The 26,094-nt window shown below is 48.1% G+C and carries 34 protein-coding genes, 1 tRNA gene, 1 pseudogene and 1 other annotated feature; of the genes and pseudogenes, 14 read left to right on the top strand and 22 right to left on the bottom strand.

Annotation, left to right across the window (positions count from 1 at the left end; translation table 11 throughout):
- Positions 1-12: 12 nt before the first annotated feature.
- The 8 genes from rplL to rplS all read right to left on the bottom strand — a co-directional run bounded on the left by rplL (position 13) and on the right by rplS (position 4,648).
- Entirely contained in the window at positions 13-396 is a 384-nt protein-coding gene (rplL, locus tag S7335_RS10875; protein WP_006456793.1) for a 50S ribosomal protein L7/L12, read from the bottom strand.
- A 182-nt stretch (positions 397-578) separates the two neighbouring features.
- Entirely contained in the window at positions 579-1,100 is a 522-nt protein-coding gene (rplJ, locus tag S7335_RS10870) for a 50S ribosomal protein L10 (protein WP_006456500.1), read from the bottom strand.
- Positions 1,101-1,140: 40 nt separating this feature from the next.
- Positions 1,141-1,345, bottom strand: a sequence feature (ribosomal protein L10 leader region).
- A 182-nt stretch (positions 1,346-1,527) separates the two neighbouring features.
- Entirely contained in the window at positions 1,528-2,256 is a 729-nt protein-coding gene (gene rplA, locus S7335_RS10865) for a 50S ribosomal protein L1 (protein ID WP_038016093.1), read from the bottom strand.
- A gap of 187 nt (positions 2,257-2,443) precedes the next feature.
- The gene (rplK, locus tag S7335_RS10860; RefSeq protein WP_006456636.1) at positions 2,444-2,869 is read right to left on the bottom strand and encodes a 50S ribosomal protein L11; all 426 of its coding nucleotides are present in this window, start codon (positions 2,867-2,869) and stop codon (positions 2,444-2,446) included.
- Positions 2,870-2,936: 67 nt separating this feature from the next.
- The gene (nusG, locus tag S7335_RS10855) at positions 2,937-3,593 is read right to left on the bottom strand and encodes a transcription termination/antitermination protein NusG (RefSeq protein WP_006457642.1); all 657 of its coding nucleotides are present in this window, start codon (positions 3,591-3,593) and stop codon (positions 2,937-2,939) included.
- Positions 3,594-3,723: 130 nt separating this feature from the next.
- Entirely contained in the window at positions 3,724-3,981 is a 258-nt protein-coding gene (secE, locus tag S7335_RS29480) for a preprotein translocase subunit SecE (RefSeq protein ID WP_006454267.1), read from the bottom strand.
- 93 nt (positions 3,982-4,074) lie between these two features.
- Positions 4,075-4,147: transfer RNA gene (locus S7335_RS10845), tRNA-Trp, on the bottom strand.
- Between the two features lie 138 nt (positions 4,148-4,285).
- Positions 4,286-4,648, bottom strand: a complete 363-nt coding sequence (rplS, locus tag S7335_RS10840; protein WP_006456480.1) for a 50S ribosomal protein L19 — start codon at positions 4,646-4,648, stop codon at positions 4,286-4,288.
- Between the two features lie 285 nt (positions 4,649-4,933).
- Between rplS and map the strand changes: the two genes are divergently transcribed.
- Complete coding sequence (map, locus tag S7335_RS10835; RefSeq protein ID WP_006456237.1) at positions 4,934-5,764, top strand: type I methionyl aminopeptidase; 831 nt, start codon at positions 4,934-4,936, stop codon at positions 5,762-5,764.
- Between the two features lie 90 nt (positions 5,765-5,854).
- On the opposite strand, the gene S7335_RS10830 is transcribed toward map, so the two are convergent.
- Together S7335_RS10830 and rph are read right to left on the bottom strand one after the other, a co-directional pair.
- Complete coding sequence (locus tag S7335_RS10830; protein ID WP_006454158.1) at positions 5,855-6,949, bottom strand: energy transducer TonB; 1,095 nt, start codon at positions 6,947-6,949, stop codon at positions 5,855-5,857.
- A 306-nt stretch (positions 6,950-7,255) separates the two neighbouring features.
- Positions 7,256-7,981: a ribonuclease PH gene (gene rph / locus S7335_RS10825; protein WP_006453500.1), complete on the bottom strand. Its 726-nt coding sequence runs from the start codon at positions 7,979-7,981 to the stop codon at positions 7,256-7,258.
- Between the two features lie 234 nt (positions 7,982-8,215).
- Here rph and S7335_RS10820 point away from each other — a divergent pair, with 234 nt between their 5' ends.
- Positions 8,216-8,794 carry a cob(I)yrinic acid a,c-diamide adenosyltransferase gene (locus S7335_RS10820; RefSeq protein WP_038016089.1) on the top strand — a complete coding sequence of 193 codons (579 nt, stop codon included), beginning with the start codon at positions 8,216-8,218 and terminating at the stop codon, positions 8,792-8,794.
- 4 nt (positions 8,795-8,798) lie between these two features.
- Positions 8,799-9,398 carry a dCTP deaminase gene (gene dcd, locus S7335_RS10815; RefSeq protein ID WP_006456799.1) on the top strand — a complete coding sequence of 200 codons (600 nt, stop codon included), beginning with the start codon at positions 8,799-8,801 and terminating at the stop codon, positions 9,396-9,398.
- 45 nt (positions 9,399-9,443) lie between these two features.
- On the opposite strand, the gene fabG is transcribed toward dcd, so the two are convergent.
- Complete coding sequence (gene fabG, locus S7335_RS10810; RefSeq protein ID WP_006454579.1) at positions 9,444-10,193, bottom strand: 3-oxoacyl-[acyl-carrier-protein] reductase; 750 nt, start codon at positions 10,191-10,193, stop codon at positions 9,444-9,446.
- A gap of 235 nt (positions 10,194-10,428) precedes the next feature.
- On the opposite strand from fabG, the gene trxA reads away from it, so the two are divergent.
- The 4 genes from trxA to S7335_RS10790 all read left to right on the top strand — a co-directional run bounded on the left by trxA (position 10,429) and on the right by S7335_RS10790 (position 13,575).
- Positions 10,429-10,758 (top strand): thioredoxin, encoded by a 330-nt coding sequence (gene trxA, locus S7335_RS10805; protein ID WP_006457623.1) that lies wholly within the window; start codon positions 10,429-10,431, stop codon positions 10,756-10,758.
- 67 nt (positions 10,759-10,825) lie between these two features.
- Positions 10,826-11,383 carry a 2-amino-4-hydroxy-6-hydroxymethyldihydropteridine diphosphokinase gene (folK, locus tag S7335_RS10800; protein ID WP_006456325.1) on the top strand — a complete coding sequence of 186 codons (558 nt, stop codon included), beginning with the start codon at positions 10,826-10,828 and terminating at the stop codon, positions 11,381-11,383.
- 99 nt (positions 11,384-11,482) lie between these two features.
- Positions 11,483-12,034 carry an NUDIX hydrolase gene (locus S7335_RS10795; RefSeq protein ID WP_006455481.1) on the top strand — a complete coding sequence of 184 codons (552 nt, stop codon included), beginning with the start codon at positions 11,483-11,485 and terminating at the stop codon, positions 12,032-12,034.
- Between the two features lie 98 nt (positions 12,035-12,132).
- Positions 12,133-13,575 (top strand): FAD-binding domain-containing protein, encoded by a 1,443-nt coding sequence (locus tag S7335_RS10790; protein ID WP_006454715.1) that lies wholly within the window; start codon positions 12,133-12,135, stop codon positions 13,573-13,575.
- 5 nt (positions 13,576-13,580) lie between these two features.
- Here S7335_RS10790 and S7335_RS10785 read toward each other — a convergent pair whose 3' ends face one another.
- Positions 13,581-15,089, bottom strand: a complete 1,509-nt coding sequence (locus S7335_RS10785) for a hypothetical protein (protein WP_006454269.1) — start codon at positions 15,087-15,089, stop codon at positions 13,581-13,583.
- 148 nt (positions 15,090-15,237) lie between these two features.
- Entirely contained in the window at positions 15,238-15,492 is a 255-nt protein-coding gene (locus S7335_RS10780; RefSeq protein WP_006454358.1) for a GlsB/YeaQ/YmgE family stress response membrane protein, read from the bottom strand.
- Between the two features lie 423 nt (positions 15,493-15,915).
- Here S7335_RS10780 and psaI point away from each other — a divergent pair, with 423 nt between their 5' ends.
- Positions 15,916-16,086: a photosystem I reaction center subunit VIII gene (gene psaI, locus S7335_RS29475; RefSeq protein WP_006453433.1), complete on the top strand. Its 171-nt coding sequence runs from the start codon at positions 15,916-15,918 to the stop codon at positions 16,084-16,086.
- 152 nt (positions 16,087-16,238) lie between these two features.
- On the opposite strand, the gene S7335_RS10770 is transcribed toward psaI, so the two are convergent.
- The 6 genes from S7335_RS10770 to S7335_RS10750 form a co-directional block, all read right to left on the bottom strand.
- Positions 16,239-16,358, bottom strand: coding sequence for a photosystem II reaction center protein J (locus tag S7335_RS10770; RefSeq protein ID WP_006454752.1), 120 nt, complete (start codon positions 16,356-16,358; stop codon positions 16,239-16,241).
- 84 nt (positions 16,359-16,442) lie between these two features.
- On the bottom strand, positions 16,443-16,565 hold the full coding sequence (locus S7335_RS26805; RefSeq protein ID WP_006453488.1) for a photosystem II reaction center protein L: 123 nt from the start codon (positions 16,563-16,565) through the stop codon (positions 16,443-16,445).
- Positions 16,566-16,586: 21 nt separating this feature from the next.
- Positions 16,587-16,721 carry a cytochrome b559 subunit beta gene (gene psbF, locus S7335_RS10765; RefSeq protein ID WP_006455065.1) on the bottom strand — a complete coding sequence of 45 codons (135 nt, stop codon included), beginning with the start codon at positions 16,719-16,721 and terminating at the stop codon, positions 16,587-16,589.
- 49 nt (positions 16,722-16,770) lie between these two features.
- Complete coding sequence (gene psbE, locus S7335_RS10760) at positions 16,771-17,013, bottom strand: cytochrome b559 subunit alpha (RefSeq protein ID WP_006455529.1); 243 nt, start codon at positions 17,011-17,013, stop codon at positions 16,771-16,773.
- Between the two features lie 203 nt (positions 17,014-17,216).
- The gene (locus S7335_RS10755; RefSeq protein ID WP_050765832.1) at positions 17,217-18,251 is read right to left on the bottom strand and encodes a photosynthesis system II assembly factor Ycf48; all 1,035 of its coding nucleotides are present in this window, start codon (positions 18,249-18,251) and stop codon (positions 17,217-17,219) included.
- 192 nt (positions 18,252-18,443) lie between these two features.
- Complete coding sequence (locus tag S7335_RS10750) at positions 18,444-18,884, bottom strand: rubredoxin (protein WP_083785069.1); 441 nt, start codon at positions 18,882-18,884, stop codon at positions 18,444-18,446.
- Positions 18,885-19,190: 306 nt separating this feature from the next.
- Here S7335_RS10750 and ndhC point away from each other — a divergent pair, with 306 nt between their 5' ends.
- From ndhC to S7335_RS10730, 4 genes are all read left to right on the top strand, one after another.
- On the top strand, positions 19,191-19,553 hold the full coding sequence (ndhC, locus tag S7335_RS10745; RefSeq protein ID WP_006456561.1) for a photosynthetic/respiratory NAD(P)H-quinone oxidoreductase subunit C: 363 nt from the start codon (positions 19,191-19,193) through the stop codon (positions 19,551-19,553).
- A 20-nt stretch (positions 19,554-19,573) separates the two neighbouring features.
- Complete coding sequence (gene nuoB, locus S7335_RS10740) at positions 19,574-20,302, top strand: NADH-quinone oxidoreductase subunit NuoB (RefSeq protein WP_006453827.1); 729 nt, start codon at positions 19,574-19,576, stop codon at positions 20,300-20,302.
- A 5-nt stretch (positions 20,303-20,307) separates the two neighbouring features.
- The gene (locus S7335_RS10735; protein WP_006455466.1) at positions 20,308-20,841 is read left to right on the top strand and encodes an NAD(P)H-quinone oxidoreductase subunit J; all 534 of its coding nucleotides are present in this window, start codon (positions 20,308-20,310) and stop codon (positions 20,839-20,841) included.
- Between the two features lie 205 nt (positions 20,842-21,046).
- Entirely contained in the window at positions 21,047-22,054 is a 1,008-nt protein-coding gene (locus tag S7335_RS10730; protein ID WP_006457048.1) for a phosphodiester glycosidase family protein, read from the top strand.
- A gap of 32 nt (positions 22,055-22,086) precedes the next feature.
- Here the strand turns inward: S7335_RS10730 and S7335_RS10725 are convergent, their stop codons facing one another.
- A complete protein-coding gene (locus S7335_RS10725) occupies positions 22,087-22,776 on the bottom strand; it encodes a 4'-phosphopantetheinyl transferase superfamily protein (RefSeq protein ID WP_006454265.1) in 690 nt (229 codons plus the stop codon).
- Positions 22,777-22,884: 108 nt separating this feature from the next.
- Here S7335_RS10725 and S7335_RS10720 point away from each other — a divergent pair, with 108 nt between their 5' ends.
- A complete protein-coding gene (locus S7335_RS10720) occupies positions 22,885-24,234 on the top strand; it encodes a proton extrusion protein PcxA (RefSeq protein WP_006453377.1) in 1,350 nt (449 codons plus the stop codon).
- Between the two features lie 80 nt (positions 24,235-24,314).
- On the opposite strand, the gene psbM is transcribed toward S7335_RS10720, so the two are convergent.
- Positions 24,315-24,425 (bottom strand): photosystem II reaction center protein PsbM, encoded by a 111-nt coding sequence (gene psbM, locus S7335_RS10715; protein ID WP_038016085.1) that lies wholly within the window; start codon positions 24,423-24,425, stop codon positions 24,315-24,317.
- A 132-nt stretch (positions 24,426-24,557) separates the two neighbouring features.
- Positions 24,558-24,977 (bottom strand): 2Fe-2S iron-sulfur cluster-binding protein, encoded by a 420-nt coding sequence (locus tag S7335_RS10710; protein WP_006454650.1) that lies wholly within the window; start codon positions 24,975-24,977, stop codon positions 24,558-24,560.
- Positions 24,978-25,374: 397 nt separating this feature from the next.
- On the opposite strand from S7335_RS10710, the pseudogene S7335_RS10705 reads away from it, so the two are divergent.
- Positions 25,375-26,094: pseudogene (locus tag S7335_RS10705) on the top strand (photosystem II chlorophyll-binding protein CP47); the annotation flags it as partial.

Raw genomic sequence — 26,094 nt, 5'->3', positions numbered from 1 at the left:
GTGTTTTCGAACCTATTTAACAGTAACTTTAGCGCCTGCGTCTTCCAAAGTCTTCTTAGCTTCTTCAGCGGCGTCTTTAGCAACTGCTTCCTTAACAGTGACTGGCGCAGATTCCACCATTCCTTTGGCTTCTTTTAGACCTAAGCCCGTCATCGAGCGAACCGCCTTCAGAATAGCAATCTTCTTATCACCTGGAACCTCATCGAGGACAACGTCGAACTCAGTCTTTTCTTCGACTTCTTCAGCCGCGGCTGCACCACCGCCACCACCGGCAACTGCAACAGGTGCAGCCGCGCTTACGCCAAAAGCTTCTTCAATCTGAGAAACCAACTCAGAGGCTTCTAGTAGCGATAGAGTTTTCAGCTTTTCCAAAATTTCGTCAGTTGCAGTAGACATGACTGTCTCTCCTTTAGTTAGTTGTTAGTTATATCGCTAGCGCCGAGTACATCCGTACGCCAGCCGACCACTTTTACGCTCTCGAAGCAAAACGTTCACTGATTGATAACGTATAAGGCAAAGTGGCGAACCTATATGCGCTTTTGAACATGCTCTGTTGAAAGCATGCGCTCTGTTGAAAGCTATTCTTTCTCGGCGTAGGCTTTGATACCCCGACCAATCGAAGCGGGAACTTCCTTGATCCCGAGTGCTAGCTTTGTCGCGACAGCATTGATGCCAACCGCGATCTTTGCGTACAGCTCGTCCTTTGTAGGTAGATCAGCAAGTGCTTCAGCATCTTTCTGGCTCAGCAGTTTGCCTTCTAAGACACCGCCGCGTAGCTCAGTTTTCTTAGTATCTTTCTGAAACTTCTTGTATGCTTTGACCGCAGAACCAATATCTTCTTTGGTCAACAGAACAGCTGACGTTCCTGTTAGCAAAGATTCTAGCTCTTGCCACTGGTCTTGGTCAGCGATCGCCCGTTTGAGCAACGTGTTCTTAGAGATCTTGCAGGTCGCACCAGACTCACGTAGACGACCACGCAAATCGCTAATCTGGGCTACTGATAGCCCCTTGTAGTCAATTACAAAAGCCGATTCTGACGCTTCTAAAAGATCTTTCATCTCAGCGACGAGCGCCTGCTTATTCGCTAGAGTTCTTCCCATTCTATGTCACCTCCTTTTTTGTTTAGATTTTTCGTATATTCCTCACACACATAAACCCCAATCTAGAAACCAGATTGGGGCATACGTATCGAAGCAGTCTCGCGCAGTCTTGCATAGAGCTTAGCTATCAATCGCAAACCTCGGTAGGAGATTAAGTCTCAGTCTCTAAAACAACTAACCGCAAAAAGCCGATAGTTAAAATAGCTAGTGACACCTACTGTCTCTGGTCGCTATATTCGATTGTTGAAGGTTGTGAGCTATACACTATCGGAATCCGTGTTAGATTCCAGGACTAATTTTCTTCCATCTGCATCGCATTACCCGCAATGCCAACGTACTTATGCGCATCGAATGCTTAGCCTAACTAAGAACTCTATCCACAAAAGCGCAGCAAAGCGGTGGTATTTCTCTCACAAACGAAGTTCGATCAGCTTTCGCTGGAAACTAGCTCGCCTAGCTTTAGATCGCGTAAGGCCGAGACATCTACAGAAATAGATGGACCCATAGTCGACGATACAGATACCGAGCGCCAGAAGCGCCCCTTAGCTCCGGAAGGACGGTTGCGATCAATCGTCTCCTGCAGTGCCTTTAAGTTCTCTAGTAGATCTTCTGCTGAAAAATCAACCTTTCCAAACTTAACATGAACGATGCCAGTTTTGTCAGCACGAAATTCAAGCTTACCTGCTTTAAATTCTTCAATCGCGCTAGCAAGCTCGAAAGTGACGGTCCCACCTTTGGGTGAAGGCATTAGCCCGCGGGGGCCTAGCACCCGACCAAGCTTAGCGACTTTTGGCATCATGTCTGGCGTAGCAACCAGCACATCAAAATCCATCATGCCTTTGCTGATATCCTCAATTAGCTCCTCAGAACCAGCAATGGTTGCACCTGCTTCACTAGCTTCGTTCACCTTTTCGCCACGAGCAACAACAGCGACGCGCACATCTTGGCCAGTTCCTTTTGGTAAGGCAACGGTTGTTCGTAGCTGCTGATCGGTGTACTTAGGATCGATTCCCAATCGAATGTGAGCTTCTGCTGTTTCAGTGAATTTTGCAGTTGCCGTTTCCTTCAGGAGATTGACGGCTTCTAAAGGTTGATAGTCAAGCTCCGCATCTACCTTTTCATAGAGCGCCTGCATACGCTTAGATATCTTTGCCATAGTTCCTTTTGGGGTCAATAGCGAGACAACTGCCTCTCCCCCGGTAGTATTTACTGAATTGCTGCAAGCGATCCTTATCTATGATCTTTGTCTATAGATACAAGATCTTAAAGCTTGCAGGCTTTGAAATGGGAAAAACTGTGAAATTAAGATCGTGAAATTAAAGCCGTGGATTTAGGACCAAAATCTAGCCTGCAACCTCTACGCCCATATTTCGCGCAGTGCCTTCGATAATATTCATCGCCATCTCAATGTCGTTAGCATTAAGATCAGGCATCTTCGTTTCAGCAATTTCTTGCAATTGAGCACGAGTAATCGAACCGACTTTCTCAGTTCTAGGATTACCCGATCCCTTTTCGATCTTAGCCGCCTTTTTGATCAAAACAGAGGCAGGCGGGGTTTTAAGAATAAAGGTGAAACTTCTATCTTCAAAGACAGAAATTTCAACTGGGACAATTAACCCTGCTTTATCAGCCGTCCTGGAATTGTAATCTTTACAAAACGCCATGATATTCACACCGTGCTGACCCAAAGCGGGACCAATCGGTGGGGCAGGGTTCGCCTTACCGGCGGGAATAGCCAGTTTGATGAGCGCAACTACCTTTTTTGCCATTGATTAACTCTTACTTACTTAACGGTCGTGAAACTAGGTCACTTCTAAAGAGCATGATGATCGAAGATCAGCTCTCTTTTTTCACTTGATTGAACTCAAGCTCTACGGGCGTATCGCGGCCAAAGATAGAGAGCAAAGCCTTCAGCTTACTGCGCTCTGGGCTCACTTCAACCACCTCGCCCTCAAAGTCTTTAAACGGACCCGAGAGCACGGTGATTTTATCACCTGCTGCCATATCGATTTTGACAACGGGTGCTTGCTCTTGAGTCTGCTTAAAGATTCTTTTGACTTCGCCAGCACTTAGAGGCATCGGTTTTACATGGCCTCTACCGCGGCCTTGCGCTCTGCGCTGCTCTGCGCCCACAAAGTTGATGACGTGAGGCGTGTTCTTTACTACCTGCCACGCGTCGTCATCTAGGGCCATACGAATAAGCACATATCCTGGAAAAACTTTTTCCTCGATGCTGTGACGGCTACCGTCTTTTCGCATCTTGACAGCAGGCGTTTGAGGGATTTCTACCTCCAAAATCACATTGGATAGATCAAAAGTTTTCACACGTTGCTCTAGAGTGAGTTTGACTTTTTTCTCACATCCAGAAGCGACTTGGACCGCATACCATCGAGGCCTTTGGGTCCGTACAGTGACTTTTTCCTCTACTTGTCCGTCAGACTCTTTCTCCTCAAGGGCTTGAGACTCGTCGTAGTTAAGATCGTCGACAGCCATAATCAGACTCGCTCAAAGTTCGCTAAAAAACCTAAATAATACTGTGAAGGGGAATGTATTAGCTGCAGTAATGTCCTATAGCTGATAAGTGTCCAATACAGCACCTAAGACTACAGCACCAAAACCTGCCTTAAAAGATCTGGCGCGAGGCCCAACCAAATAGCTTGTCTACGAAGTAGATTAGCGTTGCGGATAGGCCAACCATCAGAATCACCGCAGCCGACTCACTGATCAACTGCTGACGTGTTGGCCAGATTACCTTAGTTAACTCTTCACGAGTGCCTTGGGCAAAAGCGTTAGCACTAAAGCTATCGCTTTTTTCTAGCTCGACGGATTTCTTACTGGCCTTAGCTTTGTTCTCAGCCTGCTTAGTATCTTTCTTAGCCACTGGTTATGATTCCTTGCCTACCCACAACAGTAAGCACTTAACTTGAGCACTTTAATCAATTAAAGCGCGTAAAACACATAGAAGGATGGGAAACACGCCCTGAGGGACTCGAACCCCCGACATTCGGTTTTGGAGACCGACGTTCTACCAACTGAACTAAGGACGCATACGTCGGTTGGCTACAAGTCGCACCCAACCCAAAAGACTCAGCCGATCAGTTCCAACTAGCAAGCTTTAAGCAGTAGAACGTAGGTCACCTAAGGCTGTCGTTCATTAGCATAGAGCTTCAAGCTAGCCACGTAAGCTAGAGAGAGCGGTCAAAGCGCTGTTTCAGACGAGTTGCTTTACCGATGCGATCACGCAAATAATACAGCTTAGCCCGACGCGCCTTCCCTCGGCGAATCACCTTAATACTAGCAACTCTTGGAGCATGGAGCAAAAATACCCGCTCCACGCCTACACCCTGGAAGATGCGACGAACGGTGATGGTTTCGTTGATGCCACCATTACGCATAGCAATGACAGTCCCTTCATAGGGCTGGACGCGCTCTTTGCCGCCCTCGACAATTCGCACACCGACACGAATCGTGTCCCCAACATAGATCTTGGGTAGATCGTCTTTAATTTGTTCCGCCTCAATCGAGCGAATTATTGCTTCAGCGTTCATCTCAGCCTTTGTAAAAGCGCACAGTCTTTAAGGATATAGCATAAACGCAGAAGTTCGAGATCTTTTTTGAAAAAGCAAGCATAGGGTTCAAGTTCTAGCGCCTGGAAGATAGCTGCTTTAAGCTATTGAAGAATACCTACCTACAACCGCCTACCTACGAAATACCTTTTTTATGACGGTTGAGTTGATGACGGTTGAGAGTTTGTTCTGTTTTCACACTTCACTCTATTGGAACCGTTACGATATATCTACACCACATTTGCCTTTCCTAAAGTGATCGTTTCCATGAATTTTCTGACTAGCCTATTACCCAAAATCTCTTTTCCGCCTGCGCTCCAAGGGATCTCTGGTAGACGCATCGAATTAAAATCAGCGATGGAAATTGAGACGATGAGAGTGGCTTCTAAAATTGTGGCAACGGTGCTAAAAGAGATCAATGATCTGACTCAAGCGGGAATGACAACTGCTGATCTAGATGACTATGCTGAGAAGCGGATTCGTGAGATGGGCGCGACACCTAGCTTCAAGGGCTATCATGGCTTTCCAGCATCTATCTGTGCGAGCGTGAACAATGAGGTGGTACACGGCATTCCTCGCAAGCGAAAGAAAATCAACGATGGCGATCTCGTCAAAATTGACACCGGTGCCTACTTTGATGGATTCCATGGCGACTCTTGCATCACGATTGCAGTAGGAAAGGTAAAACCCGAGGCACAGCGGCTAGCAGCGGCAGCCGAAGCAGCACTGTATGCTGGGATTGAGCAGGTAAAGCCAGGAAATACGCTATTAGATATTGCTGGAGCTATAGAGGATTCGGTGAAGGCGAATCGGTTTAGCGTTGTCGAAGAATTTACCGGCCATGGCGTGGGCCACAATTTACACGAAGAGCCAGCCGTGTTTAACTTTCGCACTAATCAAGCACCGAATGTGACCTTAAAAGCAGGTATGACGCTGGCGATTGAGCCCATCTTAAATGCGGGAAGTCAGCACACTCGAACTTTGAGCGATCGCTGGACAGTTGTAACACGTGATCGCGCTTGGTCGGCGCAGTGGGAGCACACGGTGCTAGTCACAGAGAGTGGATATGAGATTCTGACGGACCGCACCAAAGTTTGATTTCAGTCTGACTGTAGGAGTATAGCTTTAAGGAAGCGAACGCTAGAGGATTCAAGCTTGGCAGTTGAGTACTGGTAGTTTGACGTTCACCTATTCTTTCAATTCTTCTAAGCTGACACAGGCTTCAGCATCGTAATCAACCTTGAATTCCAAGAGATAGGCTTTGGAATGACGGCTAGGTGGAAAATCTTGGTAGCTTGCGACGGTAGCAATGATCTCATCGTTGAGCGCGCTATAGCCCGTACTGCGGATCAAAAAGGGCTCGTCTGCAACGTTGCCTTGCGAATCGAATCGAACACCGACTTCAGCGTCATGAGGCTCTTCTTCTAAACAAAGACTGAGCGATCGCGCTTGCATACCCGCTTGTTTAGGGGACTCAATCGGATAGGTGACCTCGGTTAGATCCGCAATTTCAGTTGGAGTGATGCTCTCTACCGCACCGACATTGGCTTGCTTTTGAATATCGGCCTTCCAACTGGCTCGATTTTGATTAGCGCTACTATCGTCTGTATTCTCCTCACTATAGGTTAATGATTTAGCCAGATCGCTGATTTGATCTAGTAAAGAGTTTAGCCGCGAGTCTGATATGGGATTTGTCAGTTTTGCCACTAAGTCTGCTACTGAAGGCGAATTGTCTACATCGACCGATGTAGCTGATTGACTGTCGTTCAACAGACTGTTGCTCACGGTCTCAGAGAGATCTGGAATATTGTTAGTAGGAGGGCGACGGGGTCTCGTAGTGTTGGCTATCGGTGTCTGAGTAGCGGTGATATTCGCTGAGCCGTCCTCACTACTTTGCGAATCATTAGCAGCTGATTCAGCGCTGCGACTACTGGCTCTGTTAGCGACGCTATTAGGTGAGCGATTAGGCGATGGACTGGGGCGACGAACAGCGGTCTGAGTAGGGACAGATGCACGAGTGGTATTGGGTTGTGCAGCAGCTTTCCTACTGGCGATCACTAGTGCATCGGGATTGCTGATGGGTAGCTGCTCCGGGGCTTGAGGACTCGACTGACTCTCCAGCAAGTTATCTGAAGCAGACTCTAATAGGTCCGGTTCCTCAGAGAAAGATAGATCGTCTACGATAGCGACTTCTGATTCCTCACCCAACGGCAAGAACAATATCAGCCCATGCAGACCAAGAGCCACTAAAAAAAGAGGGCGAATGAATTGAATGAGCTTCATAGGAAAATGTAGGAGCTTCGTAGTATCCAGAATAGCGAAGCCGCATAAGCTTTAAGAACATATAGGTTCACTATTCTAAGGAAAATGTCAGATCTGGGTAGCCAGTTACAGTCGAAGCTGCGTCCGATGCGATCACTTTGCGCCTCAACCTTGCTTGAGCAGCCTGATGGAATAATGCTTCCAATACCTCAGCCCCTTCTACGAACCGTTCCTTACAGTACCTAGAAGATGATATCTGTCGGGACTTCGATAGAAAGGTTGATAGATAACCAACGCCAAGTCAAGACTTTGAGCCGGTGCTAAAAACTACAAACTTTCACTTAAGGTCGCTTTTTGTATTTGCATCAGCTGCGAAATTCCTTTCTCGGCGTACTCAAGCATGGCATTGAGCTGTGATCGCGTAAAACTTCCCGCCTCAGCCGTGCCCTGTACCTCTATAAATTCGAGCTTTTCGTTCATCACTACATTGAAATCGATATCGGCAGCGAAATCTTCAGGATAGTTAAGGTCAAGAAAAGGATCGCCTTCTATCAAGCCGACTGATGTAGCCGCAATTTGGTGGCGTAGGGGCGAGGTAGTGAGCTCGTTGGTTTTGATGAGGTGAGCGATCGCATCTTCCAAAGCCACATATGCCCCTGTAATAGAGGTTGTCCTAGTCCCGCCATCAGCCTGCAACACGTCCGCATCGATAGTGATGGTCCGCTCGCCTAGCGCCTCCATATCTAGAGCCGCTCGCAAACTTCGTCCGATTAGTCGCTGAATTTCCTGCGTTCGCCCAGAGAGCTTCATAAACTCTCTGGACTTCCGAGTCTGTGTCGAACCCGGTAGCATTCGATACTCTGCCGTCAGCCATCCCTGTCCAGAATCCTTTAGGAAACGAGGCACCCCTTCTAAAACAGATGCCGTACACAGCACCCTCGTATTACCGCAATGAGCTAGTACAGAGCCAGCTGAATACTGAGTAAACTGTCGTTCAAACTTGAAAGGACGCAGCTGATCGGGCTGTCGTTGGTCAGGGCGTTGCCAAGGCATAGGTAATCTAAGGGAATAGGGACATTAAAGGGGTCGTGCTGAATCATACTCCGAGATAACCTCGGTCTTGAATGACACCTAGCCTCTAATAGTGTTCAATTTCGATAGATATTCGACATATAGCGTATTGTTTCCATAAAAGAACATCAACTACGCTATATTTGGGTGGTCGAAGCTATGCTGTCGTGCGACTGCTTTTTACTTCGCCGCCTGTTATTTCGCTGCCATCGCTTCATGGTTTCCCCGCTTAGAGTACTTCCTAACCCGCTCGATAATCCTCCAGTGCCCATTCCGGCCCAGGGCCGTCCGCTACGCCATCCACTACTTAGCGCTATCGAAGGAACCGTGCAGGTGTTTACCTCACAACACCGAACCTTCTTTACCAACGTAATGGTGCAGGCGATGCGAGTAGCTGAGCAAGGGATACCCGTCCTAATTATGCAGTTCTTAAAAGGGGGTATTGACCAGGGTCCTGAGAATCCTATGAGTATGGGTCAAAACCTAGACTGGGTTCGTTGTGGGAGCCCAACTTGTATAAAAGATCCAGAGGTAGATGATCAGACAAGAGCGGCGGTGCAAGCACTGTGGGCACATGCCCAGCTTGCCGTACGAGGAGGTGTATACGGACTAATCGTGCTTGATGAGCTCAGTCTAGCGATTGATTTTGGTCTGGTCTTAGAAAACGAGGTGCTAACGCTCATAAAAGATCGGCCCTCTCATGTAGAAGTCATCTTCACTGGCGCACAAATGCCAGAATCCCTGTTGGATGTGGCCGATCAAGTCACCCAGTTCCGCCGTAACTACTTGGTGTAAATCAATGATTAAAAACGATACATGGATCAAGCATGCTGCTCGTGAAGGCATGATCTCTCCCTTTGAAGCTTCGCTCATTCGTCGCGTAGAGCTGTCTACTCAAGGCCGTGAAACACCCGTCATCAGCTACGGGCTTTCTTCTTACGGCTATGACATTCGCCTTTCACCTAACGAATTTCGAATCTTCCGCCATGTTCCTGGTACCGTTATCGATCCTAAGAACTTCAACCCCGAGAATTTAGAGCCTACACAGCTCAGAACAGACAAAAACGGCAGCTATTTCATTTTGCCAGCCCATTCCTATGGGTTAGGGGTTGCTTTAGAGAGGCTACAGATACCTGACAACATCACCACCATCTGCATTGGTAAGAGCACCTACGCCCGCTGCGGTATTATCGCCAATCTCACACCTGCTGAAGCCGGCTGGCGCGGCTATCTAACCTTAGAATTTTCTAATTCCTCTAGCGCCGACTGTCGTATCTATGCAAACGAAGGCGTTGTCCAACTCTTGTTCTTAGAGGGGGAGCCTTGTCAGGTCAGCTATGACACAAGACGAGGAAAGTACCAAGATCAGCCCGAAGTAGTCACTATCGCCAGAGTGTAGAACCGTATTGTAGGCCCACACTGTAGGCCACACTGTAGGACCGTACTAATGCATCACCATACCGCCATCTACGTTCATCACTTGGCCGGTAATGTAAGCCGCTGCCGGATCAGCAGCTAGGAATCGAATTAGACCCGCCACTTCTTCCGGCTGCCCGTAGCGGCCCAGCGGGATGTATTTGAGAATTTCCTCTGTATTTTTTAGATCGCCTGTCATATCCGTCGCAATGAAGCCAGGTGCGACCACGTTGGCAGTGACACCTCGTGGGGCAAGCTCTTTGGCAATGGTTTTGGTAAAGCCAATAACGCCCGCTTTCGCAGCGCTGTAGTTCGCCTGACCAGGATTACCCATCAGCCCAGCCACAGAGGAAATGTTGATGATCCGGCCTGAACGCTGCTTCAACATGATTTTGCTGACTGCGCGGGTGCAGAGAAAAACGCCTGTAAGGTTGAGATCGATAACGGCCTGCCAGTCTTCGGGCTTCATTCGTAGAAGCAAGGTATCGCGGGTGATACCGGCATTGTTGACGAGCACATCAATCTGACCGAATTTGTCTATAGTGGCTTTGATCAAGGCATCGACTTCGTCCACTTTGGATACGTCGGCTTGGAGGGCGATCGCCTCTCCTCCCATCCCCTCAACTTGAGCGACTACCTCATCTGCCGCATTACTAAATCGAGCATAGTTCACTACGACTTTGGCTCCTTGCTGAGCTAAAGCCAAAACCGCCGCCTTGCCAATTCCTCTAGATGAACCTGTAACGATGGCGACCTTCCCATCTAGCGCTCCAGTCATAGTAATGTTACTTCCTTAAAATACGTGTCAGCCCAATCACTGTAAGCCGCCAGGGGGGAGCGAAGCAATTGCCCTGCGGTTGTGCTGCTCTAGTCGTGCTGCTCTATTGGAGTTAGGTCAACTATTACGCTTATCAATTGATTGAACAGTCTTAAAACATTACGTTACAAAGACCTTGTCGCTGAGGTAGGCGTCTAGCATAGAAGGGTTCTTTTTCTAGGTTTTATTAAAGTCTATGGCAGTCAAACAAGAATTCAAGAGCTTTGAGGATTTGGTGGGTAGCGCTGAGCAGCCAGTCTTGGTTGATTTCTATGCTGACTGGTGTGGTCCTTGCCAAATGATGGCGAAGATCTTGGTCGATGTCGGCGCCCAGATGAAGGGCGAGGTCAAGATTGCCAAGATTGATACTGAGAAATATCCTCAAATTGCCTCTGAGCACAACATTCACGCCCTGCCGACGTTGGTCTTGTTTAAAGGAGGTCAACCTTTAGATCGTATAGAGGGAGTCTTAACTGCAGATCAGCTAATTAGCAGAGTCAGAGGTGCTTTAAGCGGAGATGCTTAGCTTGATTTAGCCTTGTGAAGCTAGGGAGAGTAGTCTTTCCCTAGCGCTTTCAATCTTTCTCGCTTCAATGAATCATCCATCTAAAACCGATAGTGATCGCACTTCCTGGCTACCAGCAGCTATTGGCTTAGGAAGTAACCTTGGTGAGTCGCAGAAGATTCTGTTGGCGGCAATTGAGGTCATTGATAGCGCTGTGCATACCACTGTGGTAGGGCGATCGCACTTCTACAAAACTGCCGCCATCGGCCCGCCGCAGCCTGACTACATCAATGCCTGTATCACTATCGAGACAGAGCTATCGGCGCAACAACTCCTTAGCTATTTGCTAGCCGTAGAGCAGCAGTTTGGCAGAGTACGTAGAGAAAGATGGGGACCTAGGTCATTAGATCTTGACTTACTCTTATACGGCAGTTACGGCAGCCATATCATCAATAGACCGGGGCTTACGATTCCTCATCCTCGCCTACATGAAAGGCTTTTTGTTTTAGTGCCCCTTACAGACGTTGCCCCAAAGTGGCAACACCCCATTGTTCAAATCACCGTAGAAGCGTGCTTAGCCAAGCTTTTACAGCAACCAATAGGTCAGGTCATAGACCAGGTTAGTTTCGAGCAACTTGCAGGGTGAGCAAGGTGAGCGTCGCAAACATGGTCGCAAACACGACAGAGAAGCGTTCCGAAAGACACTAAACTAGCAATCAATCTAGCCCTGCATACCCTGATTGCTATGACCTTTGGACAAGAACCCCCTCAGCTATTGAAGCATCGCCTGTTCTATGAAGGCAAAAAGTTCAACTTTGAGGTTGCAAGGTTTCGACTACCGAATCAGTCAGTCGGTGATTGGGAGTGTATCAGGCATCCAGGCGGCTCGATGGCTGTCCCAGTAACCAGCAGTAATCAATTTGTCTTAGTCCGTCAGTATCGCTTTGCCTTGCAAACGCGTTTGCTAGAGTTTCCAGCAGGTACAGTCGAAATTGACGAAAAACCACTAGTCACAATCCAAAGAGAGATCCAGGAAGAAACTGGCTATAAAGCCGCTACCTGGAAACATCTTGGTAAGTTTCCAAACGCACCCGGTTATTCTGACGAAATCATTCATGCATACCTGGCCACCGATCTAGAAAAGCTGCCTGATGGTCCTCAGCTAGAAGAAGACGAAGATCTTGAAGTCTTGCTGATGGACGCAGAGGCTTTAGAAAAAGAGATTCTAGCTGGCACGCCCATAGATGCTAAGTCTATTGCCGCATTCTATATGGCTAGAGCGATCCTAAGAATCTAGCTGCTGTCTAGTTCCTTCATTCCAGCCCACAGGCCGAACAGAGTCAAAGCTTAATCTCGCTATACTAAGTCCCGATACTTTTTCATTAAATGCAGGTTATGGCAGACGATTTGGTGCTGTTTTGGCATCGACGGGATTTGCGAATTCGAGACAATTTAGGACTAGCCGCCGCACGAAAGCGCACACCAAAGGTCGTTGGGGTCTTCTGCCTAGACCCTGGAATCTTGAATGGGGACGACATTGCACCAGCTCGGGTGAGCTACATGATCGGCTCGCTGGCTGAGCTTCAAGAAAACTATCAGTCGGCGGGTAGTGAACTGCTTATCCTCAAGGGCAAACCCGAAGAAGCAATACCCAACCTCGCAAGCGCCTTGGGTGCTGCGGCTGTCTACTGGAACCGTGATGTGGAACCCTATGCTAGAGAACGCGATCCGAACGTCGCTAGCGCCTTGAAAGACAGAGATATTGAAAGCTCTACTCAATACTGGGACCAGCTTCTTCTTCCGCCTGACGCACTAAAAACCGGAGCTGGTGAGCCGTATAAGGTTTATACACCCTTCTGGCGTAAATGGATTAGACAAGAGAAGCAGCCGCCTGCTTCGACGTTTGCCGCAGCGACTGGCCTTAGCCCGCACGAAAAGTCCTTGGCGAATAAAGCTGGAAATATTGACTTGCCCACAGCTAAGGCGCTGGGATACGAGTGGGAAAACGAGCTTCTATTGCAGCCTGGAGAAGCTGCTGCGCTGGCACAGTTGGAAAAGTTTTGCGACGACAGACGGGTGATCGCAGAGTACGATCAGCAGCGTGACTATCCGTCTATTGCGGGTACTTCTACCCTCAGCGCTGCGCTCAAGTTTGGCACTCTAGGCATCCGCACTGTTTGGGAAGCCGCTAGCGATGCCTACAGCCGGGCTCGCAGCGAAGAAACTCATCGTAATATTCGCACCTGGCAGCAGGAACTAGCTTGGAGAGAGTTTTATCAAAGCGTCATGTACACCTTTCCAAACTTAGCTGAAGGCCCCTATCGTGAACCGCTCAAAGATTTTCCTTGGGACAATGACGAAGATCTTTTTCAAGCCTGGTGTGAGGGCAAAACTGGCTACCCAATTGTGGACGCTGCTATGCGCCAGCTTAACCAAACTGGCTGGATGCACAACCGCTGTCGGATGATAGTTGCTAGTTTCTTGACCAAAGATCTGATTATCGATTGGCGCTGGGGCGAGAAGTACTTCATGCAGCATTTGTTCGATGGCGATCTATCTGCTAACAACGGCGGTTGGCAGTGGAGCGCCTCTAGCGGCATGGATCCTAAACCGTTAAGAATTTTCAACCCAGCTAGCCAAGCCAAAAAATACGACCCAGAAGCTGAGTATATCCGTGAGTGGCTACCTGAAATTCGTCATCTCGATACGGGAGCGCTTGTTAGCGGCAAGATCGATTCAAATGATTTAGAAGGGACTGGCTATCCTTGCAAAGTTGTTGATCACAAAGAGCAGCAAGCTATCTTTAAAGAAAGGTACAAAGCCCAGAAAGCCAGCTGATAGGGTTAGCCGAACCCTCCTTTCTTCTGTCTTGTTTTTTTCGCGGACTTCTTTTTCGCAGACTTTTCCTGGCCTGCGCTTTTCCCGACCTTTTTCAAGGCATCTTGAAAGAGATTGTGCAGGTGGATCGGGACGTTGGCGCTTTCGGGCAGCGTGGGTGTTAGCAGCTTATCGTAGGACGCCAGCATCTTCTCAAAGTCTGTTTGAATATTGAGTTTGGGCGATGCCATCAGCTCTTGGACTAGGGGCTCGACGGTCTCACCAAAGTTCGCTTGAATGTGCTGCCAAACGTGGGCATTGGCCTGCTCGCCTTCTAGGTATTTCAGCACGAGCGATCGCAACTCTGCTGTGTTCTCTTCAGTGCGATCACTCTTGGCTATATTCGCTAGAGTCTCCAGCCTATGATAGTCCGGTAAAAACGACTGCCCCCAGCGGGGATGAGAAAATACCGTCACCGACTGAGCCTTGCGTAAATTGTCAGGCAGCTCTACTTTTGGCATCACCATTTTGAGTGATTGCTTACTCGTCAATATCGCCTTTGCTGCCTTGTTGTCATCACCTACCGCCGCCAGCGCTTCGTCGATTTCTGCGTCTGACAGATTTTGTGCTTTCGCCATCTCTAAGAAGGATTTATCACTATCTATACCAGCGCTCGCTAGCTGCTTTTCTGCAGATTCCTGCTGATAAGTCTGCAGCTTTTCATTCAGTTCCTTACCTGGCAGTGTCACAGGCGTCGGTCCGAAAATATCGATGAAATCCTCGTACTGCTGCTTTACCGAGTCCCACGCAGCCTCTTTGAGTTCAGGGGCATCGCCATAGAGCTGTTCTGGAAACCATTTTTTGAAGTTGCCAATCGCTACTGCTAGCTTAGGCTTGCCCAGCTTTCCTAGCAGTGTGATTGATCCTGCGAATGTCCATTCGTCAGCGGTCAGCGGCACCAATCTAGCTAGCACAATTTCACCTATCTTGAGGCGCTTTAGCATGTCAGTAGACTGCAGAGTGTTTGGGTAGACGCTATAGCTTTTCTCCGTCAGCCAGTTCATCAGTTGGTAGCGATCGCCGATTCCGCCGACTTCTTCGTCTGCCGAGTCCACACCAGTTACTTCAAAGAGTCCGGTAAAGCTATCTGTCCACTGACTTAGCCAGGCTTGAACCTCGCTTGCCAGCACCGAATCAGTGGCTAGAAACTGCTGAATAACGGGCTGACCTCTTATCTGCCCCTCGGTGATAAACATGTCTGTGGCTAGCTCTGCCCGGTCAAGGCCCACCAGCTTCGGTGATGCCCAGCGGGAGAGCTGTTTTGCTGAAAATTTTTCTAGTGAAACGGCTATCTCATCTTCCGCATCAAAAACAAAGTCGACAACCTGTTCTTTAAGAGCAGGATAATTCTGAAGTTTTTCTACCCAATGCTGCGAATCTTCATCGGAACGGGCGATGGACTGAGTTTCTTTCATTAGCGAGAGCAAGCTATTGGGATAAAAGTCACCACAGTATTCTAAAGCCGAAAAGGCCAACCAGACATCCGTCCGATTGACCCTCTCTCAAGCGTATTTAGTTCAAGTGTGTTTGGTATAGAAAAGAAACGAGAACGCTTGGCTCACAGCTTCAATTCATCACCGATGCTTAGCGATTATGCACGACATCTGTTGATGTTATTAATGATCATGCAGTACGCTTTGTAACCGCGTAGTAGATGAACAAAGTAAGGATAGCACCCAGCACGGCGACAATGACGCCAGGGATAGATAAGCCTGCTCCGACGCCAACTACAGCGTTAGCAATAAAACCACCAACAACCGCACCGATGATACCTAAAACCATAGTTCCAAGAATACCCAAACCCTGATGGCCAGGGTAAATAGCGCGAGCGATCGCACCAGCCAATAACCCTAAAATAACCCAAGCAAGAATGCCCATAATAAAAATCTCCAGTGAGTAATTGTAAAGGGATTTAGCAGTTGATCCCCCCTTGTGACCCCACTGTAACCTAGGGTATAAGCTGATCCTGCCTCTCGTAGGAGAGACATTGGATCTATCTTTCAGAAGATGTATCAGTATCAAGCTCGATTGATTATATTATCGACTTCCTATCACTCATCGCTTGTTGACCAGGATCTATCCAGCTTCAGGATCCTATTTAGCTTGTTGGTTTAGCCATTATTAGTAGAGGCCACATAGCTGTAGGGGCCACATGGATGTGCCAAAAGGATTACTTGCCAGAAGTGTCGGTATAGGGCATCAGCAATAAAACTTTAACTTCAACTAAGGAAAGATGATTGCGCTCCAGATTCAGAGTAAGGTAATGATGTTCAGTTAGTTTCAAAACGAGGATCAGTGAACATGTCGGCTTCTTTTCTGCCCACTATTTTAGTGCCTACTGTTGGTTTGGTATTCCCTGCGATCGCGATGGCTGCCCTCTTTCTATACATCGAACGGGGTCAGGCGACAACTGGTGGTGAGTCTGCACCTTGGGGTCAGGTGTCCGAAGATAGCCAAACAGATGTCGTGTAGTTCATAAAGTAGTTCAGTGCGAATGCAAGACCTACATCTCGCATAGCCTCGCTATGTAGCTACTTACAAAACAGCTAAGAGTCAGACTATTAAAAAGGCCATCCGATTAATCTAATCGGATGGCCTTTTTTGAAGCCACTCAAATGTCATAGTTAGACAGCAGAGCCAGTACCTACGTAGGAACCGTAGAAGAAGATGCCAACGACACCGAGAACACCAATGCCAGCGACAGTCGCGACGATCCAAAGAGGAATCTTACCGTTTTGAAACATGGAACCTAATCCTACTCACAACAAAAGAAAACGTCTCTAGGTAGCTTGTTTACCAAATACCTAGTTTTTGAACTTAGCTCAAACCTAGTTAAAGAAGTAGCTAGAAAACAGCAATCCGGTTACAAAGACAACGAGCAAACCTAAGTATAAGGACGTTCGGTTTAGCTCTACGGGCTGCTTATTTGGGTTAGTGGGTCTATCTGCCATGGGAATGTATCTCCTTTAGGGCTAGCGTTGAATGAACTGCATGGCTGCGATCGCGCCTAGGAAGAATACTGAAGGCACAGCTAAAGCATGTACAGACAGCCAGCGCACGGTAAAAATCGGATAGGAAATGGGTTCGTTAGGGTTGCCACTTGTCATGGAAAGTCTCCGGGGGAAATCGTCTTGATCAGGAATTCAATGCAGCGAACTAGTCTTGGTATTTCAATGTGCGATCAGGGTTGTAGCGATCGTCCACGATCGGTAGCTCCATCTGATTGCTTGGATAGTATTCATTAGGACGAGGGGTGCCAAATGCGTCGTAAGCAAGCCCAGTCGAAACAAACAACCAACCAGCAATGAACAGAGCTGGAATAGTGATGCTATGAATAATCCAGTAGCGGACACTAGTGACTATGTCACCAAAAGGTCTTTCGCCGGTAACGCCAGCCATATCTTTTAGATCTCCTAACTAAATCTTTTCGAAAAATGTGCGGTATGTATAGTTATCATACGTAACTCTCAGCCATACTCACAAGCAAGTGATGGAAAAATATTCAAGAATCTCCTTTCTCCATCACTTCTCCATTTTTGCTGATGCTACATATAGCTGAAATTCTCAACTGAAGGTTGAAAATCGCAGCGCCAGTGCCTCGCTCAAGCTGGGAGATCATCTCCGACATAGCGCAGCAAATAGCCTCGCTGGCCCAAAATATAACCACGGTCAGGACCTAGGAACTTAGCTCGATAAAAGTTCGTCGGGACATTCTCAACCGCCTTATCCTTGGCCCAAGTCTCCCCTCCGTCTGTGCTGACTAGCAAATTGCCACTACCCCCGGTTACCCAAAGCTCTTCGGGCGTGCGATAGGCAATATCCAACAGCCCCCAGCTAGAAGCGAACTCAGGGTTGATTGGATCGCTCCAGTCCTCATACTCGACCTGCTCAGTCCCAAACTGAATCTGCCCACCTCTGGCGATCAGCCACAACAAGCCGTCTTTTGTGAAGCCCATATTCTGCAGTCGTTTTGAGTTCTCTCGGTTATGCGGCTGCCAAGCTTCCTGCCCAGGTAGCCAGGTTGAGTAGAAATTACCTCTAGACGAGACCGCCACATAGCGACCGTCCGAGTTTCTAGTCATATTTCTAACCACGCCTACCGCAGACTGAACCAAACCCTTCCACTGCTGGCCGCCATCTTCAGTCACGTAGATAGCACCAATATCAGTCGCTAGCTCAGCCGAATTCTCACCCGTTGCAGTCACTAATAGAGGCTGACCTGGCAACTTAGGATCGAGAGGAATATTAGACCATGACGTGCCGCCATCGGTAGTGTGCAGCATGATGCTAGGCTGACCAACTAGCCAACCCTCATCACCTTCAAAGTCAATCGAAGTAAAAGTGTAATTCTGATCGCCTAACTCCAAGATGCGAGTATCCCAGGTCTTACCTGCATCAGTTGATTCCAGCAGCGTTGTGCGACTACCGACGAGCCAACCGTGTTCTCCATCACTCGCAAAAGCAACATCGGAGATAGAAGCCTCAGTTGGCAGCGCAATGACATCCCAAGGGTTAGTCTCTGTCCCCGAGAGGAATACACTGCTACAGCTAGTCGCTAGCACCGCAACTAAAGCTAACATCGTCCCTTTTCTTATAGCTCCTTTCACAGCCGTAGAAGCAGTTATAAGAAAGGACATTAAAACCGTTTGCATGACAACTCCAGCAAAAAATCAATCCGAAAGAACATAGTCGTACACTCAATATATGGACATAACATATATGGACACCGGACAATCAACACAATCAACTCAGTCAGCCGCTATCTATCATAAGCAACAGAACACTAGCTGACAGAACCTAGATACTTGCTCTACAAGCTAACTGGAGCGCTATCGCAATCCATACAGACTCAAGAAAAACAGCACAGCTAATCCCAAAGCGCCAAATATCAGCACGTTTTTCTGTCCAGGTGTCAGCGTGTTTACGCCAAATCCATAGCTCAAGTTTTCTTTGAAGCCAGAAGCAGTACCTGCCCGACCGATGTTACTGAACTGCGATTTACTAGAGCCACAAACGCTGCAGCGCCAGTCCAAGGGCAGTTCTCTAAACGGAACGCCCCGCGGGGTGTCGCTGCGGCTATCGCCTTTAGTAGGTTCGTAGGTATAGCCACAAGAGCGACACTCAAATCGATCCATCTCCTCAGGAGTAGGAGGCCCTTCTTCGGACCCTTCAGGCTTTTCTTCTTTAGATCCTTCGGGCTTTACCAACGGAATTATTTCCTCGACTGGAGATGATTCCGAGTCAGGATTAGCGGTCGGCTCAGTAGTCATGGGATTAAAACACTTGCCCGGTGTAGCGAACTGAAAAAATATGAAATATTTGTAAACTATTATTGCATAGAGTGGTTTTCTCTCAGCGGGCGATGTGAGGCAAACGAGCTCTTTTTTGCAGGCCACCAGGTGTTACTAGCGTTGCGATCGCTGATGTGATCGCTTAGTAACTACGTTATGTACATAGATTTCTGTCAATCCTGTTTTGGCGCAGATTTTTTGATAACAGTAGCAAAGTAAGCCACTGCGGTAGACTTAGGCCGCTACAATGAAAAAGATATTTGTCAACGGTTCAAGGCGCACGCTGTGTTTGTTTTAAGTGGATACGAGTACTTTCTAGGCTTTCTAATTATCAGCTCTCTCGTACCAGTAGTCGCTTTAGGCGCTTCCAAGCTATTGCGCCCGGCAAGTGCTGGTCCTGCGAGCCGGACGACCTACGAGTCAGGCTGTGAGCCTATCGGTGGCGCATGGATTCAGTTCAACATTCGCTACTACATGTTTGCATTGGTCTTTGTGATCTTCGATGTAGAGACGGTCTTTTTGTATCCCTGGGCGGTTGCATTTCACACGTTAGGACTTTTAGCGTTTGTAGAAGCGCTCATCTTTATCGCCATTCTGGTGGTTGGGTTGGTCTACGCATGGCGTAAAGGAGCTTTGGAGTGGTCATAGGAAAAGGTATGAGATCAGATATGCAAAATCCCTTGGTAGATCCAGGCGAGCGGATTATGAATCCTGCTGCCAAAACAGGTGTCACGCAGGATCTATCCGAGAACGTCATTTTGACAACAGTCGATGACCTCTATAACTGGACTAGGCTTTCGAGCTTGTTTCCCTTGCTGTACGGCACGGCCTGTTGTTTCATTGAATTTGCGGCGCTGTTGGGCTCCAGGTTTGATTTTGACCGCTTTGGTCTAGCCCCTCGGGCTAGTCCCCGTCAGGCCGATTTGATCATCGTGGCAGGTACAGTAACGATGAAGATGGCACCCGCTCTCGTCCGGCTATACGAACAGATGCCCAAGCCTGCTTATGTGATGGCAATGGGCGCCTGTACGATTACTGGCGGTATGTTCAGCGCTGATTCTCCAACTGCTTTGCGCGGCGTAGACAAGATCATCCCAGTTGATGTGTATATTCCTGGCTGTCCGCCTAGACCAGAGGCAATCTTTGATGCGGTAATCAAGCTGCGTAAGAAGATCGCGAACGAGTCTATGCAGGAGCGCGCAGAGTTCCAAGAGACACATCGTTTCTATACTCGCTCTCACGAAATGAAGGTAGTTGCACCTATTTTGACCGGGGAATATCTGGCTTCTAGTAAGCGGGATACGCCGCCGAAAGAGCTGATGGAAGCGATGGGAATGCCCGTTGAGAAATCGGCAGCCGAATTAGAAGGTGCAAACGTTAAGCAGGAAAAGGCGTGAGGTAGATGGCTGATACAGAGAAGAAAGATGCGGCTACAGAGTCAGAAGAGTCTGCTATTGTCGAGGCCGGGGAGGTCTCTACCTGGCTGAGTGAGCAAGGCTTTGGTCATGAGGTGATGGAGCGCGATCATGCAGGGATAGAAGTTCTTAAGGTTGATCCTCAGTTTCTGCTACCCTTTGCGACTGCGCTCTATGCCTATGGCTTCAACTATCTGCGCTGTCAATGTGCATACGATTCTGGTCCAGGGCAAGACCTAGTCAGCGTCTATGATCTAACAAAGCTAAGTGACGATGCGGATGCGCCAGCTGAGGTACGAATTAAGTGCTTCCTGCCCAGAGAAGATCCCCGAATTCCATCTGTATACTGGATCTGGAAGTCAGCTGACTGGCAAGAGCGCGAATGCTATGACCTGTTTGGCATCATCTATGAAGGGCATCCGAATCTAAAACGTCTATTGATGCCAGAAGACTGGGAAGGTTGGCCACTACGGAAGGACTATATCTCCCCTGATTTCTACGAGCTGCAAGATGCTTATTAGAGTATTCGGTTAGAACAAGAAAAGCTTGCTCCTAGGGTCTTCTGCGCTATGTAGAGGCCCTTTTTATAGGATTTTGGGGCTCTATTGCGAGAGCTAACTGCTAACTTATTAGCTTGTTTCAATCAAAGTGGTGACTCATGATGGTGAGCTAGGTGCAGACTACGATACATCTATCAAGGCAGCTAGAACAGTAAGAAAGTGAGAAATGTCACCGCGTAATTCGTGGCTAGTGTTGGCGCTACTGATCTTGGGATTAGGTAGTGTTTGGCTACTAGCTAGGGGAGTATCTACAGCCTGGATTGATGTTGAAGAACACGAAGCGGCTTCAGCTGAACTTAGTCGATCTGAACTTAAAAAGAACAAGCTAGATAGACTTGGCGCGGATAGCGTGGATAGCGCTTACGGCTACCAAAAGCGCTATTTCAAAGGTGCGATTGCCCACGTAGTCACCCAACCACCGACCGTCCAACTATCGATCGCTGTTGCACAAGAGCTTGCCACGATAGAAGCCTTTGCCGAGCGAACAAATGCCGACTACATTATCAACGGTGGATTTTTCGATCCTCATAATGGCAAAACGACCTCTCACCTTATCTCCCAAGAACAGACCGTTAGCGATCCGGCTGATAACGAACGCTTGATCAATAATTCAAACCTGGGTCAGTACATGGCTCAAATTCTCAATCGGTCAGAGTTTCGTGTCTATCGCTGTCGTCAAGCAAGCGTCGTTGAGCGCGGTGGTCTCGAAGGTAGCCTCACCGAGGAAGCTGTTGTTTACGACATCACTTTCCACAACGCGCCGCCGCCCGATGGCTGCGAGATAGACACTGCCATTGGTGCCGGTCCACAGCTTCTCCCTGCCGATACTTCTTGGGTAGAAGGCTTCATAGACTACGACGATGGGATTCTATTTCGCGATGCCATTGGTAGCCGACAGCCCAATGCTCGAAGTGCAATTGGGCTTTATCCAGATGGGGCGATCGCGCTAATCATGGTCGAAAAGTCTGCCAGTTCTATCGGTATGACGCTACTAGAGCTAGCAGACTTTGCTAAGTCTCTAGGTATCACCAAGCTATTGAATCTAGACGGTGGGAGTTCCTCAGCGTTGTCCGTAGCAGAAAGGCAAACTTACTTTGGCCTTGTCGATGCCGCAGATAATCCCATTCGACGGCCTATTAAATCTGTCATCTTACTCACAAGAGCTGATCGCTAATCAAATCGCTTATAGCTTACTGATTAGAACCGCTAACTTGGGTGCTGCCAGCATCTAACTTGTACGGCCCCCTCTCCAGCAACCACTAGAGCTGCGACATAATCCTCAGGGACTTCTATGTCGTGTAGCTGCCAGCTAGCCGCACATCCATCCGGCCCACGCACGAACCGAGGAGGATTTAGATCGACTTCTACCGTTGTCATCGATTGTGACAGTCCTAAACCGATCGCTTTTAGGTAGGCTTCTTTACAGGTCCAATACTGCAAGAAGGCGAAAGGCTGCTTTTCCGTAGCAAAAGACTCTACCACCGCCTTTTCTCGTGCTACTAAGCAGCGCTCTAACATCCCTTCAAGGCGTTGAATAGGTTTTACCTTTTCAATATCGACACCTACCACGTGATCGCCGCCTAGCGCACATAAGGCTATTTCCCCTGAGTGAGAGAGATTGAAGTGGAAAGGGCGATCGCCCTTTGAGGCAGTCCTCATTTCTGGTTTGCCATATTTGCTGTAGCCAAATGCGATCGCGCCTGCCCTACATCTAAACCGCGCGCCCAGCAAGTAACGCAGCGTTCCTCTTGCTACCACAAACTTTCGGCGATCAGAGTTGAAATGAAACCGAGCCGCCCTCGAGATCTCATCTTCAGACAAACATTTCGTATACCGCACGAGCGTATCGTTTGATACCTGCAGCGGCACTTGCCAAACTTGAACAGCCTCGCCCATACAAAACAGCAGCTAGAATGCTAATTTTGTCCACAATAAACTAAGATGACTTGTCATCCCCGTAAGATATAAGCACTAATCACCCATGGGCTGCAGCTTTAGCTGGCAATGACAAATTCTTCGCAGCAACTAGGAATTGTTGGTCGACTTCGACAGTGGTTCTTTGGAACACCTGATAGATCGCTAGACCAAGCTTACGAGGCCGCTCTCAAGATCCGTCAAATCGAAGAAAATTACTTTGGTGGCAATCCCATTACACCAGAGAATGGCATCTACAGCGCTAGCTCCTATCGCATTCTCCAGAAAGATCGCCGTAGATATCTATCTATTGTTCGGCGGCGAATGGCAGAATTTCGTACCAGTAGCGACGCGCTACAGCTCTCTAGCATTAGTCGCCGCGCTGTTTCGCTTCCCGATGACCTACCTCTCGATCAAATTAACGGTCCTGCAGTCTTTTTCAAAAAGCTCCAGCTCATCGATGAAGTCTTAGAACGATACGAACAAGCTTCTGTTCTCTCTCTTACTCAGCTTCAGGCAACCGCTGCTAGTCCACTCTCCCCACGTTCCTCTCAAAGAGGGAGCGATCAACTTTCTAGTGGTCTTTCTAATCAAAAAAAAGGTAGCTCAGTCTCCACAGATGAGACCCAGAACGAAGCGCTTAGCCGTAGCAGTAGCGTTCTACCGCGCTCTATCTTGCGTACTGTTGATCGCATCAAACAAGATCTTGATCCTGATGCTGAAGTCGAAGTTGTTCGCAACTTTCGCAGTTCTAAGGCTCAAACCACTATCGCTATCACCTTCGTCTTACAGCTGATTATAGTACCGCTACTAGCTCAATATCTGAGCAAAAACTTCCTAGTGGCTCCGCTTGTAGAATACACTCGCGATGCCACTCAAGCGGAGGTCTTTCTTAACGTAGCGATGGAAGAGGAAGCTCTCCATGAGCTCCAGCGGTACGAAGAACGTTTTCGATTTGAAGTCCTAATCGGCAAAGCACCTAGCCTTAGTGAACTAGAGATCGAAGAGCGTGTTAGGCAAAAAGCTTTCGAGATTGAGGAAGACTATCGCCAGCGCAGTGCCGACGCCGTAGAAAATGTCTTTGCCGACATAATCGCGGTTCTCAGTTTCTCCCTGCTACTGAGTAACTGTCGTGAGCAAGTTGCTACACTTAAAGGCTTCATCGACGAAATTGTCTACGGCCTTAGCGACAGCGCCAAAGCTTTTATCATCATTCTTTTCACTGATATATTCGTTGGCTTTCACTCACCTCACGGATGGGAAGTGCTATTAGAAGGTATGGCCGCACACCTCGGCTTACCCGCCAACCGCAACTTTATCTTCCTTTTTATCGCCACCTTTCCAGTCATCCTCGACACTGTCTTTAAATACTGGATCTTCCGGTATCTCAACCGCATTTCTCCTTCTGCGGTTGCTACCTATAAAAATATGAACGAGTAAAAAAGCCCCTTGGATATATGAATATCTAAAGCGCTTTTATTCGTACGGTTTGAGCCGTTTCAATGATATGTATCGACAGTCTAGGTACCTGTTTTCTTGCTCGCAGTTTGAATATACAAAATCAACAGAAATACCGTTGGAACAAAGACAAACAAAACGCTAGCAACAAAGCCTAGCTTGTTAGTTTCCATAAGACCCTACCTACTCCTAAAATATTTGTAGCCAATGATTTCAGCATACCATTTCAAGCTCTGTCAGCTTGCCTTCCACCTAAACAGCAAGGCACTGATCGGGAAGCTACTCTTAACCTCATCCAAAAAGGTTTAATCGACTGAAGCCGTAGTTCTATCGGAAGAAGCACCTTTGTCTACAGTACGTTGATCGACAGCGTCAGCAGATTGACCTGCCGCCTGCTCCGCCTTTAGTTTTTTCAAACTTTCCTTTTTATCAGGCTTCGTAACAACGCTAATCGGACCGTTCACAACCGTTTGACAAGCCAACCGGCAGGTTGAAGGACGCTTCTTAAGCATGCGCTCTTCCACTGCATTTCGGGGAGACAAATTATGCCCACCTTCTATAACGTCTACAACACAGGTACCGCACTGACCATAGCCACCACACTGAGCGAGCTTCCCCATAAAGGTGTAAATGTCAATGCCATTTTCCTGAGCCTTGAACCTCAGGTTTGAGCCAATAGCTGCATCAATTTCCTTATTTTCTTTAACAAACTTAATACTAACCATGAGCTATATCCCACCTGTTTTTTGCCGCACCATTACTAATTGAGCCGACTGTAATTAAGTCAAATCGCTTGCCTCAAAGGTTGAGGAATAGTTACACTTCTTTATACACCTTCATTTTTACATTTTTGTGTACAAACCTGGGTAGACAGGTCCAATTTCTTACTTTTTCTTTGGCAAAAAGAAGAGATAGTCGCCGCATAGTCGCCACTTTACAGGTTTGGAGAGGTTCTATATCTGGTAGCCTTAGTAATATCTGAAGTCTTTTTAGCAGGACATCAAATTTTTATTAGCCGGCTTCGCCTTACAAAGGCTTAAGTTTGGACTCAACTTTTGATGTTCACGCAAGTTTAAGTAGGCGATCAACATTTTTTTAGTTAAACAAGGAGGAGCGTAGTCAATGGGTCTACCTTGGTACCGAGTACATACAGTCGTCCTGAATGACCCGGGACGTTTGATTTCTGTACATTTGATGCATACGGCACTCGTGGCAGGCTGGGCCGGTTCTATGGCCCTATTCGAGTTAGCCACTTTTGATCCAAGCGATCCAGTGCTCAACCCCATGTGGCGGCAGGGCATGTTCGTACTTCCGTTTATGACCCGTTTGGGTGTAACAGGATCTTGGGGCGGCTGGGACGTAACAGGAGCAACGGGTATAAGTCCTGGTTTTTGGTCTTTTGAGGGTGTAGCACTGGCTCACATCGTATTGTCTGGTCTGCTGTTCTTGGCGGCCTGCTGGCATTGGGTTTTCTGGGATCTAGAGCTTTTCCGTGACCCCCGTACGGGTGAGCCGGCTCTAGACTTGCCTAAGATGTTTGGCATTCACCTATTTCTCTCTGGTCTACTTTGCTTCGGTTTCGGAGCGTTTCATCTCACAGGTCTTTGGGGTCCTGGCATGTGGGTTTCTGACCCGTACGGCTTAACCGGGCATGTTCAAGGGGTCGCCCCTGAATGGGGGCCGGCTGGCTTCAACCCGTTTAATCCAGGCGGCGTAGTTGCTCACCATATCGCGGCAGGTATTGTGGGTATCGTCGCGGGCTTGTTTCACCTTACGGTTCGACCACCGCAGCGGCTGTACAAAGCGCTGCGTATGGGTAATATCGAGACTGTACTGTCGAGT

This window comes from Synechococcus sp. PCC 7335, from assembly GCF_000155595.1.
Taxonomy (GTDB): Bacteria; Cyanobacteriota; Cyanobacteriia; order Phormidesmidales; family Phormidesmidaceae; genus Phormidesmis.
The sequence above is the reverse complement of the archived record's forward strand: the minus strand, read 5'-3'. Positions and strand labels throughout refer to the sequence as shown.

What these genes read in the sequence shown, in the direction of transcription:
- S7335_RS10735 (WP_006455466.1), top strand. Translation starts at nt 20,308, where the DNA reads ATGGCTGATACAGAGAAGAAAGATGCGGCTACAGAGTCAGAAGAGTCT.
- rplS (WP_006456480.1), bottom strand. Translation starts at nt 4,648, where the DNA reads ATGAACGCTGAAGCAATAATTCGCTCGATTGAGGCGGAACAAATTAAA.
- rplJ (WP_006456500.1), bottom strand. Translation starts at nt 1,100, where the DNA reads ATGGGAAGAACTCTAGCGAATAAGCAGGCGCTCGTCGCTGAGATGAAA.
- psaI (WP_006453433.1), top strand. Translation starts at nt 15,916, where the DNA reads ATGTCGGCTTCTTTTCTGCCCACTATTTTAGTGCCTACTGTTGGTTTG.
- S7335_RS10755 (WP_050765832.1), bottom strand. Translation starts at nt 18,251, where the DNA reads ATGTCCTTTCTTATAACTGCTTCTACGGCTGTGAAAGGAGCTATAAGA.
- folK (WP_006456325.1), top strand. Translation starts at nt 10,826, where the DNA reads ATGAATCATCCATCTAAAACCGATAGTGATCGCACTTCCTGGCTACCA.
- S7335_RS10730 (WP_006457048.1), top strand. Translation starts at nt 21,047, where the DNA reads ATGTCACCGCGTAATTCGTGGCTAGTGTTGGCGCTACTGATCTTGGGA.
- S7335_RS10790 (WP_006454715.1), top strand. Translation starts at nt 12,133, where the DNA reads ATGGCAGACGATTTGGTGCTGTTTTGGCATCGACGGGATTTGCGAATT.
- rplL (WP_006456793.1), bottom strand. Translation starts at nt 396, where the DNA reads ATGTCTACTGCAACTGACGAAATTTTGGAAAAGCTGAAAACTCTATCG.
- S7335_RS10795 (WP_006455481.1), top strand. Translation starts at nt 11,483, where the DNA reads ATGACCTTTGGACAAGAACCCCCTCAGCTATTGAAGCATCGCCTGTTC.
- psbF (WP_006455065.1), bottom strand. Translation starts at nt 16,721, where the DNA reads ATGACAAGTGGCAACCCTAACGAACCCATTTCCTATCCGATTTTTACC.
- psbM (WP_038016085.1), bottom strand. Translation starts at nt 24,425, where the DNA reads ATGGAAACTAACAAGCTAGGCTTTGTTGCTAGCGTTTTGTTTGTCTTT.
- nusG (WP_006457642.1), bottom strand. Translation starts at nt 3,593, where the DNA reads ATGGCTGTCGACGATCTTAACTACGACGAGTCTCAAGCCCTTGAGGAG.
- dcd (WP_006456799.1), top strand. Translation starts at nt 8,799, where the DNA reads ATGATTAAAAACGATACATGGATCAAGCATGCTGCTCGTGAAGGCATG.
- S7335_RS10780 (WP_006454358.1), bottom strand. Translation starts at nt 15,492, where the DNA reads ATGGGCATTCTTGCTTGGGTTATTTTAGGGTTATTGGCTGGTGCGATC.
- psbE (WP_006455529.1), bottom strand. Translation starts at nt 17,013, where the DNA reads ATGGCTGGCGTTACCGGCGAAAGACCTTTTGGTGACATAGTCACTAGT.
- S7335_RS26805 (WP_006453488.1), bottom strand. Translation starts at nt 16,565, where the DNA reads ATGGCAGATAGACCCACTAACCCAAATAAGCAGCCCGTAGAGCTAAAC.
- S7335_RS10725 (WP_006454265.1), bottom strand. Translation starts at nt 22,776, where the DNA reads ATGGGCGAGGCTGTTCAAGTTTGGCAAGTGCCGCTGCAGGTATCAAAC.
- nuoB (WP_006453827.1), top strand. Translation starts at nt 19,574, where the DNA reads ATGCAAAATCCCTTGGTAGATCCAGGCGAGCGGATTATGAATCCTGCT.
- fabG (WP_006454579.1), bottom strand. Translation starts at nt 10,193, where the DNA reads ATGACTGGAGCGCTAGATGGGAAGGTCGCCATCGTTACAGGTTCATCT.
- rplA (WP_038016093.1), bottom strand. Translation starts at nt 2,256, where the DNA reads ATGGCAAAGATATCTAAGCGTATGCAGGCGCTCTATGAAAAGGTAGAT.
- trxA (WP_006457623.1), top strand. Translation starts at nt 10,429, where the DNA reads ATGGCAGTCAAACAAGAATTCAAGAGCTTTGAGGATTTGGTGGGTAGC.
- S7335_RS10710 (WP_006454650.1), bottom strand. Translation starts at nt 24,977, where the DNA reads ATGGTTAGTATTAAGTTTGTTAAAGAAAATAAGGAAATTGATGCAGCT.
- map (WP_006456237.1), top strand. Translation starts at nt 4,934, where the DNA reads ATGAATTTTCTGACTAGCCTATTACCCAAAATCTCTTTTCCGCCTGCG.
- S7335_RS10770 (WP_006454752.1), bottom strand. Translation starts at nt 16,358, where the DNA reads ATGTTTCAAAACGGTAAGATTCCTCTTTGGATCGTCGCGACTGTCGCT.
- S7335_RS10830 (WP_006454158.1), bottom strand. Translation starts at nt 6,949, where the DNA reads ATGAAGCTCATTCAATTCATTCGCCCTCTTTTTTTAGTGGCTCTTGGT.
- S7335_RS10820 (WP_038016089.1), top strand. Translation starts at nt 8,216, where the DNA reads ATGGTTTCCCCGCTTAGAGTACTTCCTAACCCGCTCGATAATCCTCCA.
- S7335_RS10750 (WP_083785069.1), bottom strand. Translation starts at nt 18,884, where the DNA reads ATGACTACTGAGCCGACCGCTAATCCTGACTCGGAATCATCTCCAGTC.
- rph (WP_006453500.1), bottom strand. Translation starts at nt 7,981, where the DNA reads ATGCCTTGGCAACGCCCTGACCAACGACAGCCCGATCAGCTGCGTCCT.
- S7335_RS10720 (WP_006453377.1), top strand. Translation starts at nt 22,885, where the DNA reads ATGACAAATTCTTCGCAGCAACTAGGAATTGTTGGTCGACTTCGACAG.
- rplK (WP_006456636.1), bottom strand. Translation starts at nt 2,869, where the DNA reads ATGGCAAAAAAGGTAGTTGCGCTCATCAAACTGGCTATTCCCGCCGGT.